At 70.3% G+C, this 9811-nt stretch carries 10 protein-coding genes and 3 pseudogenes; 6 read left to right on the top strand and 7 right to left on the bottom strand.

Features of this window, described 5'->3' with window-relative positions; translation table 11 throughout:
- Positions 1-193 precede the first annotated feature (193 nt).
- Positions 194-429, top strand: a pseudogene (locus tag ACZ3TI_RS40120) (helix-turn-helix domain-containing protein); the annotation flags it as partial.
- 137 nt (positions 430-566) lie between these two features.
- Here ACZ3TI_RS40120 and ACZ3TI_RS40125 read toward each other — a convergent pair.
- The 3 genes and pseudogenes from ACZ3TI_RS40125 to ACZ3TI_RS40135 form a co-directional block, all read right to left on the bottom strand.
- Complete coding sequence (locus tag ACZ3TI_RS40125; RefSeq protein WP_465735416.1) at positions 567-920, bottom strand: hypothetical protein; 354 nt, start codon at positions 918-920, stop codon at positions 567-569.
- Positions 921-1668: 748 nt separating this feature from the next.
- Positions 1669-2031, bottom strand: coding sequence for a hypothetical protein (locus ACZ3TI_RS40130; RefSeq protein ID WP_465735418.1), 363 nt, complete (start codon positions 2029-2031; stop codon positions 1669-1671).
- An 877-nt stretch (positions 2032-2908) separates the two neighbouring features.
- Positions 2909-3059, bottom strand: a pseudogene (locus ACZ3TI_RS40135) (IS5/IS1182 family transposase); the annotation flags it as partial.
- A 67-nt stretch (positions 3060-3126) separates the two neighbouring features.
- Here ACZ3TI_RS40135 and ACZ3TI_RS40140 point away from each other — a divergent pair.
- A pseudogene (locus ACZ3TI_RS40140) lies at positions 3127-3291 on the top strand (transposase); the annotation flags it as partial.
- A gap of 291 nt (positions 3292-3582) precedes the next feature.
- Here ACZ3TI_RS40140 and ACZ3TI_RS40145 read toward each other — a convergent pair.
- The gene (locus ACZ3TI_RS40145) at positions 3583-4584 is read right to left on the bottom strand and encodes an alpha/beta fold hydrolase (protein WP_465735420.1); all 1002 of its coding nucleotides are present in this window, start codon (positions 4582-4584) and stop codon (positions 3583-3585) included.
- Between the two features lie 126 nt (positions 4585-4710).
- Here ACZ3TI_RS40145 and ACZ3TI_RS40150 point away from each other — a divergent pair, with 126 nt between their 5' ends.
- Complete coding sequence (locus ACZ3TI_RS40150) at positions 4711-5616, top strand: helix-turn-helix domain-containing protein (RefSeq protein WP_465735422.1); 906 nt, start codon at positions 4711-4713, stop codon at positions 5614-5616.
- Positions 5617-5740: 124 nt separating this feature from the next.
- On the opposite strand, the gene ACZ3TI_RS40155 is transcribed toward ACZ3TI_RS40150, so the two are convergent.
- The 3 genes from ACZ3TI_RS40155 to ACZ3TI_RS40165 all read right to left on the bottom strand — a co-directional run bounded on the left by ACZ3TI_RS40155 (position 5741) and on the right by ACZ3TI_RS40165 (position 7426).
- Positions 5741-6301, bottom strand: a complete 561-nt coding sequence (locus tag ACZ3TI_RS40155) for an IS3 family transposase (RefSeq protein WP_465735424.1) — start codon at positions 6299-6301, stop codon at positions 5741-5743.
- Positions 6298-6624 (bottom strand): transposase, encoded by a 327-nt coding sequence (locus tag ACZ3TI_RS40160; protein WP_465735426.1) that lies wholly within the window; start codon positions 6622-6624, stop codon positions 6298-6300. Before ACZ3TI_RS40160 ends, ACZ3TI_RS40155 begins: the two co-directional genes overlap by 4 nt.
- A 217-nt stretch (positions 6625-6841) precedes the next feature.
- The gene (locus ACZ3TI_RS40165) at positions 6842-7426 is read right to left on the bottom strand and encodes a CGNR zinc finger domain-containing protein (RefSeq protein ID WP_465735428.1); all 585 of its coding nucleotides are present in this window, start codon (positions 7424-7426) and stop codon (positions 6842-6844) included.
- A 90-nt stretch (positions 7427-7516) separates the two neighbouring features.
- On the opposite strand from ACZ3TI_RS40165, the gene ACZ3TI_RS40170 reads away from it, so the two are divergent.
- From ACZ3TI_RS40170 to ACZ3TI_RS40180, 3 genes are all read left to right on the top strand, one after another.
- On the top strand, positions 7517-8251 hold the full coding sequence (locus tag ACZ3TI_RS40170; RefSeq protein ID WP_465735430.1) for an AzlC family ABC transporter permease: 735 nt from the start codon (positions 7517-7519) through the stop codon (positions 8249-8251).
- Positions 8248-8562, top strand: a complete 315-nt coding sequence (locus ACZ3TI_RS40175; protein ID WP_465735432.1) for an AzlD domain-containing protein — start codon at positions 8248-8250, stop codon at positions 8560-8562. Before ACZ3TI_RS40170 ends, ACZ3TI_RS40175 begins: the two co-directional genes overlap by 4 nt.
- Before the next feature lie 266 nt (positions 8563-8828).
- Complete coding sequence (locus ACZ3TI_RS40180; protein ID WP_465735434.1) at positions 8829-9563, top strand: SDR family oxidoreductase; 735 nt, start codon at positions 8829-8831, stop codon at positions 9561-9563.
- The last annotated feature ends 248 nt before the right edge of the window (positions 9564-9811 follow it).

The following is a 9811-nucleotide window of genomic DNA, read 5'->3' on the forward strand; positions in this document are numbered from 1 at the left end:
GATCCGAGAACCGCTCACCCACCGACGACTTCACCTGACCGGGCCTTGGCACAACCCGTCCAACGACCAAAGCCCACCAAAGTCACCGGTATTGCGTCTAGTGCTCTGACCGAGAAGGTTCACCGGGTTGGCGCTGGCAGGGCTTGAGCCGGTTGGATGTCGCGAGACGTCTCAACTCGGAGGAACGAGGCGAGTGGCAGAGCCGGTCAGGGTCCGAAGGCTCGCGGACCAGAAAGGCTGGCAGTTACAGCGGATCGTGCGTCGGGGCAGCACGAATACGGTGCGCCACCGGCGGGCGATGATGCTGCTGGCCTCGGCCGGCGGGAACCGGGTTCCGGTGATCGCCCAGCTGGTCCAGGCCGAGGAGGCCACGGTGCGCGACGTGATCCACCGTTCGACGAGATCGGCCTGGCCTGCCTGGACCCTCGATGAGCGGGAGGCCGTCCTGCCGCCCACCGCCGGACAGCCGCCGCGCGGCGGCTCCGGGTAGGGATCGACGCCGACGTCGCGCAGCGCGGACGGTTGCCGCCTTGACAGCGGTCTCCTCGGCGGTGGTCTGGTGGTGGTCAGCAGTGGGTGCGCGCCTGTTTGATGCCCGGTTCGGCACGGTGGATGTCGAAGGTGGTGGAGAACGTCTGCCGGGCGGTGGCGAGTGTGTCGGCGAGCGGCTGGTACTTCGTGTCCTCCAGGGCGGCCACCCGGGCCAGCTCTGCGGCCGTGTTCAGCCGGCCCACCGCGACGTCCCAGGAGTGGTCCGACGAGCCATCGGCCGGCTGGTCGGGCATCCGGTCGGGCAGCATCCGCACCAGCGTGCAGGCCAGCTCGCCGTCGCTGCTGACCTGTCGGCCGGCCGACCCGGCCGAGCTGCAGGCGGCGAGGGCCAACATCGCTGCGATCAATGGAACAAGACGTCTCATCATGTGCTGCTTCCTTCCCCCGGTTGAACGCACCCGATTACCTTAGGGGATGCGCCTCGATCCGGGGCAAGGGTGGCCGGCCGGGTGGTCGGACAGCCAGGTGCGGAGCCGGTCGGGCCGGGTTCAGGTCCACTGCTCCGCTGGCCTCACACCCGGGACCGGCTTGCCGACCAGGGCGAGCGGGACGAAGAAGTTCACCTGCCCGATCGCGATCGTCTGCGTCGCCAGGGCCTTCGGGTCGTAGTGCCGGCGGCCCGGGCGTAGAGCTCGCCGGTGACCCGCTCGGTGCCGGCCGGGGGCGGGGTCAGGACGGCTCGACCAACTCCAGCGCGACCCGCTCCGCGGGCGTGAAACAGGGGCGCTGATCCAGGTCGCCACGGCGTCGATCCCGGCCTCCGGCTCCCCCGCCTTCCGCAGCAGGCCCGGTCTGCAGCGCCGACAACGGCTTTGGAGGCACGCCGGGGCGGGCAAAGTGCGAACGTCCACGCGGCGGCCGAGAGCAGCGAGCCGGCGATGCGAGCCGGATCGGCCGGGCAGGAGCAGCGCGGGCAGCGGCGGGTGGGCGACTCCATCGATGGGGTGGTCTCGGTCGACAGGGTGGGAAAGCAGACGGGCAGGATCCGGGAAGGAGAGAACTGCCTTCGGGTTCTGCCGTTCTCCGCGAGGCTGGGGCCATGGTTCCCGGGATCTTCCGTGTGTCTCCTTTCACCGGGGAGACGACTTCCTCGCTCCTTGGCCGGGTCGCTGCCCGCTACGGGCTGGACGACGCCGCCTTGTTGACGTGGCAGTGGCACGGCCATCGCCCGCAGCATGAGAGCGGTGCGCTGCGGGCGGATGCCGAGGTGCTGCTGGATGGAGCCGGGCGGCGGGTGCTGGCCGGGTTGTGCGGGGTCGGCGAGGAGATGTTGGGGCGGGCGTTGCCGGCGTGGGGGCTGAACGACGAGAAGCCGGTCCCGCGGGCGGGTGGGAGCCGCCCAGGGGCGGTGTGGCGGGTGGGCGGTGCGGTGATCGGGCCGGTGGCGTTCGGGTGCCGGGCGTGCGCGGCCCGGCGGTCCGGGGAGCCGGTGCGGGTGGTGCGGTACGCGCGCGGTGGGAGCGGGTGTGTACGCGGCACGGGCGGTGGCTGCTGGACGCGGACGAGGAACCAGGCGCTGGAGTCCCTGGACCTGCGCGGCCTGCCCGAGGTGGTGGCGGCGCAGCAGCGGTGGGCAGGGGTGGCTCGGCGGGCGGTGCGCGGGCGGATGCGCGGACCGAACGATCTTCAATCTTGCAACGGGCCCTGGGGGCACACTACTTCGGCGGACACGTGATCGGTCCTCTTGCCGGAACTAAGATCCTCTCCCACTGCGGACACCGACTCTTTGCATTCAAGTGTGGGCCTTACTGTTGCAGTAAAACGGACCAATCCGTTCTGTTTCACGTCCGCCGTCCCCTGCGCCAAGGTCCTTCCCTCTGCCCTGAACACAAAATGAGCCGTTCCGCCCGGCGTGAAGTCCTCACCCTCAACTATGAGTGAAGTGACAGGATGACGGTGGGGGATTTCGCCGGGGATATCGTTGACGGCATGGACGCTGATCCGAGGGGTGGGTTGGGTCATGTTGCGATCCTCTGCGTCGGCTCACGTCTCCATGATCTGAGTGATGGAACCTTCGTTTCCAATGTGTGGCAAGTCCGGTATCACTGCAACCTGGGCGTAGGCGCCTTCTGGTTCCGCTGACCGGAGGCCCAGTGGCAGAGCCTCAGGACTCGGACATCGGGGGACTCGCCACTCGCCGACTGCGTGATTCGGCGGAACGTCACGGCCGAACCCGGCAGCACGGCACCCACTCGTGTGCTGAGGCGCCGCGGACGGATCGCAACCAGTTGCGGCCGTCCGCGACCGATGCACAATAAGAGGCGATCTCTCAGTGGAGGGCGTGGGCGCGCTGACGCCAAGCAGTGGCGGAGTCCGGAATTGTCAGAGTGACAGCCCCGGCGCTTTAGACGCCATTTCACTTGGTCAGTCTGCGGTGGCATATGAGGGTCGCGGCGATGGTTGTGAAGGCGAGGACGTGTTTCGGGCTTGCGCTCGTAGCGGCGGTGCAGGCTGCGGCAGCCGGACAGCCAGGACACGGTCCACTCCACGACCCAGCGGTGCCGGCCGGGGCGGCCGAAGCGCCACCGACGGGGCCGAGCGGGCCGTGCTCGGCCAGGACCTCCAGGGTGGTACCTGTGGGGACGGATCGAGCCGCTGCTCCCGGTACGGAGGAGGCGTCGGCGCTTCCCCGGCCGGTTGCCGTTGGACGACCGCATGTGTTTCCAAGGGATCTTGTTCGTCCTGGACATGGGGATCCAGTGGGTGTGGCTTCCGCAGGAGCTCGGCTTCGGCTCGGGCACCCGCCAAGGGCACCACGGTTACGCCCCCGTCCGCCCAGGTCGGCCATCCGATTCCGGTCAGGGAGGTGCGCGGAAGCGGCTGCCGGGCAGCTTGCGAAGCCAGCCTCGCCCGGCAAGCTTGGACAGCTTCCCCCGCAGCGGCTCCACCGTGGGGCATCACGCCAGCCCCTCCGACCGGCGCGTTCGAGGATGGCGAGGCCTCAAGGCTATCCGGAGCACGTCACAGGTGTTCGGGGTTGGCACGCAGCTGCATGCACTGCATGGCACCGGTCCGCTCGACGACGGGTGATCAGCGTGACGCGGTTTCGACGGCGAAGCCGAGGAGGAGGGCTCCGGTGGTGTCGGGGTCCTCGAACATGGGGGTGTGGCCGACGCCGTCGAGGATCTCGATGCGGGCGTGGGGGATGCGGCGGTAGTCCTGGGCGGAGGAGGGTTGCCATCGCCGGTCCTGGGAACCGAAAATCACCAGGGTTGGCAAGCCGAGGCCGGCGAGCCGGTCGGGGAGGGGCCGTTCCTTCAGGTACGCGCTGGACGCCGCGTCGGTCGCGGTGAGGCTGCGGTAGGTCATGCCCCGGATGTCGGCGATGAGCCGGTCGGGGACCTGCACGTCGCGGGTGAACGCGGTGCTGAGCGCGTTGCGGATCGTGCCGTCGGTGCGCAGCCGCCAGAGGAGTTGCCCTACCACCGGCGTGGTCACCAGGTGGGCGACGAAGCTGTCGCCGATGTACGCGTCGATCCGTGGGCCGCTGTCGATCAGTGCGATCGCCGCCACCAGGTCACGGCGCTGCTCGGCCAGCGAGGTAGCGACGGCGCCGCCGGTGGAGTGTCCGACGACCGTCGCGCGGCGCACCCCGAGCTGGTCGAGCGCGGCTGCGACCCGGCGTGCCTGCTCCGCCATGCCGTAGCCGTCGGCCGGTTTGGCCGACCCGCCGTGCCCGAGCAGGTCCACCCGTACCACGTGCAGGTCCCGCAGGGCCGGCAGGACCGGGTCCCACCACGCCGTCGAGCCGCCGAGACCGTGCAGGAGCACCACTGTCGGCGCGCCGGACGGACCGTCCTGTACGACGTGGAGGTCCCCGCCGGGAATGCGCACGATCTGCTCGACGGAGGCCTCGGCCGTCTCTCTGAGCACGGACACCGTGTTTCCCGCGAGGAGGAGGGCCAGCATGCCGGCGGCCAGCGCGGTGATCCGCCACCGGCGGGTCCGCGCCCGCCGTCTGCGCGGGACGTTCGGTGCCGGGTCCGGGCGGCTGTGTGGGTGTTGATCCTGCGGGGTGGTCGTCTCGTTCACGGTTCCTCCGTCGGTCAGGTGCGGGGTGCCATCACTCTCGCGGTGGCGGGCGCGGGGCGTCTTGGAGAAATGTCGCGCCTTGCACGGTGGTTGATCCCGACGCCGAGCTGCTCGTACCGTCGGGGTGTGCAACCTGTTCGCTGGACGGCAGACTCCACCGCTGCCTGGGAGATCGCGCGACCGTCGCGGATGGCCGCGCAGCCCGGTGTCGACATGGCCGGGTTCCGCATTCGGGGTGGCAGCCCGATCGATCTACGGGCCATTCCCCACCCGGCCGTCACCGTGGCTGTCGAGTTCGGCGGACGCCCGTTCGATATTCACGGCGCGGTCGGCCGGATGCGGTCGGAGAGCCTGACTGCCGGGCTCGCCTTCAACGCGTTCGAGGTGCACGCCGAGGACCTTGAGTGCGTGCAGATACGCCTGTCCCCGCTTGTCGCGCACCCCGTATTCGGACTCCCGCTCGCGGAGTTGCGCGGGAGCGTCATCGCACTCGACGGCCTGTGGGGCCGCGCCGCGCCGCGCCTGCGGGAGCGGCTTCACCATGCGCGGACCTGGCCGGAGCGCTTCGCGCTGATCGACATGGAACTGATGACCCGGTTCCATGCGGGCCGGAAGGCAGATCCCGAAGTGGCCTGGGCCTGGAGCCAGATCGTCGCCAGCCACGGACAGGCCCGGGTGAGCGATCTCGCAGGCCGGATCGGGTGGAGCCGGCAGCGCACGTGGTCACGCTTCGGCGCCCAGATCGGCCTGACGCCCAAACGCGCCGCCATGCTGGTCCGTTTCGATCACGCCGTTCACCGCCTGGTCCGGGGGCAGCCCCCGTGCAGGTGGCCGTGGAGGGTGGCTATGCCGACCAGTCCCACCTCCACCACGACGTCCGCGCGTTCACCGGGACGACCCCCACCGCCGCCGCGAACGAGCCGTGGCTGGCGGCCGATGACAGGGCCTGGCCGGCGCGCGGCGACGCGGAGCATACGTTCAGCTGAGCCGCCGGTCTCTTGGACGGAGAGCTGGGAGCCGTGGGCCACGTAGCGTACTGCAGCTCCGTCCTCAAGAGCCGCAGTACGCGGGTGCGTTCCACGCAACGTGCACCGGATTGTAGGCGGCACCGGGCCCACGACGCGGAGGAACCGGGAAGCTGCCCCGGCCCGCCCCGTCAGACGATCAAGACCGCAGACTCCTGCCCGCGACCAGCACGAGTACCCCGGAGAACCGTCACACCAGCCCGTCCGACCAGCCCGTCCAACCAGCATGTTCGAAGATGGCGGAGCCTCACTGAGCTGCCGACCGGCAGATACGTGATGTCGCCGGCCCATCTGACATCAGGGCCGCCCGCGGTGAAATCGCGTCCGATCAGGTCCGGCGCCGGTGGCGTGTTCCTGTCCTGGACGGTGGTTCGGCAGCGTTTGCGCAGGTGACGGCCGATGATGCCGTGTTCGCGCATCAGGCGGGCTATCCGTTTGCGGTTGACCACCCGGCCCTGGGCTCGCAGTTCCGCGTGCACCCTCGGAACCCCGTAGGCGCCCCGGGCCTCCCGGTGGACCTGGCGGATCTCGTGGACGAGTGCCGCCTCGGCCGGTGCCCGCTCGGTCCGGCCACGTGCCCCGGCCTGCCAGGCGTAGTAGCCGGAACGGGCGACGCCCAGGACCTCGCACAGCCGCTGGACGCCGAACTCGGCGGCATGGGCGGAGATGAAGCCCCAGCGGCGGGCCCTCACTTCATCTCCCGCGCGAAATAGGCCGCTGCCCGGCGCAGGATCTCCTTCTCGACCTGCCACTCGCGCTCGGCCTTGCGCAACCGGGCGAGCTCGGCCCGCTCGCCGGCGCTCAGTGCTTGCCCGGTCGACGACGGCTCGGCATCGGCGGCTCTCACCCAGTTCCGCAGGGTCTCGTGGTTGACCCCGATTTCCTTCGCGACGGCCGCGAACGTGCGCCGGCCCTCCGAGGCCCGGTACAGCGCGACGGCATCACGACGATACTCGTCCGAGTACTTCGACGGACGTCCCACCTGGACTTCCCTTCCTGGATCGACAAGATCCAAGTGTCAGGGTGTCCACGTCACGGGGCAAAGCTCAAACCTGCGCACACGGACAGGCGCAGCCACCACACCCCCAGCAACGAGTTTCGGAGTCACCCAGCTCGAGTGACGTTGAGCGACGCGGGCATGGCTCGCTCGGCCTGTGGCGGTGGCTCCGGACAGGTTCAGTGCTCCGGGTTCGTTCGGACTGCGCCCCTGACAGGCACTTCGCCACGTGCGCTCAGGTGCCCTGTCGGGTGCGCGCGTAATGGCGCCGGGCTCGGTCCCGGTTGCCGCAGTCGCCCGAACTGCACCAGCGGCGGGCGCCGTTGCGGCTGCGGTCCAGGAAGAACCAGCCGCAGCCCGGCCCCGCACAGCGGCGTACACGGGGCAGCGCACTGGCGTCGCCCAGCAACTCCTCCGCCAGTAGCGCGAGTTTGCCGGCGATGGTCGCCGGGACCGGGCGCAGCGGGAAGCTGCGGGGCAGCGCGGCGTCCTCGCGGGCTGCGAGTGCGGCCTGGCGCAGGGCGTCCCAGGCGTGGGCCGGGGGCACGGTGCCGTCGGCAAGGGCGTCCAGGGCCGCCGTGAGCGCCTCGCGCAGGCCGTGCAGGGACGTCTCGTCGGGGAGCGGGGTCGCGCCGAGCCCGGCTGCGGCGGCCCAGCGTGTCCAGGCCGCGGCGTTCGGCACGCGCTCGACTCGACGGCTGTCGTCGGTGCGCCAGGCCACGGTGTTCACGAAGTCCAGGACAGGGTGGCCCGCGATGTGCGACGGCTCGATGTTCCCGGTCGTGCCGGTGGTGCCGGTCATGCCGGTCGTCCTGGCCATGGGTTTCCGCTCGTCGCTCACGCCTCCACCTTAACGGGCCCCGCATGGAACCTAACGAGCAAAAGCGGAATAGCCTGTTAGGGTGCCGGGATGGACAGCCCAACGCGGTGCGAACCCAGCACCCCCCACGACAGCACCAGGAGCTTCCGGTCCGGGCTCAGCACGGGATCCGGTCTCGCAGCCGCCTCGTTCCTGCTGGCCATCAGCTTCGGTGCGCTCACTCAGGCCCAGGGGTGGGGCCCGGTCGCCCCCGTCATCTGCTCCCTTGTCGTCTTCTCCGGCTCCGCGCAGTTCGCGATGGTGGCGACCCTGGGCGCGGGCGGCGACGCGCTCGCCGCCGTGATCGCCGCCGCACTGGTCAACAGCCGCTACGTCCCGATGGGCATAGCCATCGCCGGGGACCTGCGGGGCGGACGGCTGCGCCGGGCACTCGAGGGCCAGGCAGTGGTCGACGGTTCGTGGGCGGCGGCCCATCTGGGCGGTGGCCGCTTCGACAGGTCGCTGCTCCTCGGCGCAACGGTGGTCCAGTGGCCGGCCTGGGTGGCGGGCACGGCCATCGGTGTGGCCGTCGCCCCTGATCCCGGACTCCTGCACACCCTCGGCCTCGACGCCCTCACCCCGGCACTGTTCGCCGTCCTGCTCTTGGACGAGCTGAGGCGGGGACGGGAGGGGTGGCTGTCCGCTGGCATCGGCGCTGGAGTCGCGGGCGCGGGCATCGCTGTCGTCTCGGCAGGGCCCGCCCTGGTCGCGGGCGCGGGGGCGGCGGCGCTGGTCGCGCTCGCGCGTGCGGGCCGGACCGGCCGGGCGGAGGAGGCGGCCCGGTGACCACGGCACACATGTGGGCCGCGATCGCCTCGGTCGCCCTGCTCGGCTTCGCCCTCAAAGCCGTCGGCCCCGCCGTCTTCGGCGACACCGAGCTGCCGCCCCGCGCCAGCTCGGTGATGGCGCTCATGGCTCCGGCGCTGCTCGCCGGCTTCGTCATGGTCGACCTGGCGGGGCCCGGCTGGTCCGCGCTCGACCTCACGGTGGCCGGCGGCGTCGCCGCCGGTATCGCCTTGCGGCTGTGCAAGGCCCCGCTCCCGGTGGTGATGGTGGGCGCGGCGGTGGTGACGGCGCTGCTGCGCTGGGCGCACTGAGCGGACCCAGCACAGCAGACAGCAACCACAACATGGCGGCGACCGCGGTACGTCGTATCCGCCTGGCGGTGCATGGGTCGCGGTCTTGTTCCGGTGCCGCCCCACGGCGGTCAGGCAGTGAGCCACGGTGGCGGATGGGGGGAGCACGCCGTCCGGAGTGCTCGGCGGGTCTCCTCGCCTGCGTGTCAACCGAGGGGGAGACGGTGTGTTCGTAGCCGCAACTACGCTCACCGTGATCAACATAAGAGGTCGAAGGAGACGCGCGTATGGATCTCGCCGGGAAGACGGTGGTGGTTACCGGGGCCGGGCGTGGGTTCGGGAGGGCGTTTGCGTTGCACGCCGGCCGGATGGGTGCGCGCGTGTTCGTATCCGCTCGCACGCTGGCTGCCGCTCAAAAGGTTGCAGTGGAGGTGGCAGCCGACAAAGGCGGTGCGCAAGTGGATGCGTTCGCCTGTGATCTGGCTGACCCGCACACCATACGAGGCTTCGCGGATGGGGTCGCCACTTACACCGCCAAGGTGGATGTACTGGTCAACAATGGTGCCCGATACCTGGAAGGCCCAGACCTGTGGGACGCCGACGACGAAGCGATCACCGACACCATCGCTTCCGGAGCCACAGGCACACTGCTGACGGTCAAGCACTTCCTTCCCCTGCTGCGTGCTTCTGAGGGTGCGGACGTGGTCAACCTGGTCTCCTCAGCTGCGGAAGCCCGCAACCACCGGTCTCAGGCGCACCCTGCCTTCTACGCAGCCAAGGCCGCCCAGGCCGGCTTCGCTGACGTCCTCTCTCATCGTCTCCGCCCCGAGGGCATCCGAGTCATCTCGCTCTACCCGCCGGATTTCACGGACGGCGACCCGCTCCACTCCAACTGGGACGATGCCTCCCGGACCGCAGACGACCCGCTGACCGCCCAGTCCGTCCTCGACTGCGTCCTCTTCGCGATCGGCCAACCGCGAGACTGCTTCATCCGCTCCTTTCACTTCGAGCAGCTGTTGTAGTCCCCGGTTCAAACTCAGGACGCCACGGCGGACTCTCCCCCGCCGCCGGCCTTCCTTCGCCAGGACGCCCAGCTCGGCGCGGTGCCTCGGCGCCACATGTGCCCCGGTTCTACCAGCTCCTGGAAGCACGTACTTGATCATTTATGGGACCGACCTAGTTGTACTGACCCGTGAGGTTGGTGACGCGGCTGACGGGGGGCTTTCCCCGGAGCGCGGTGTGTCCGCGGTGGTGATTGTAGGTGTGGAGC

The organism is Kitasatospora sp. NPDC023120 (genome assembly GCF_055560835.1).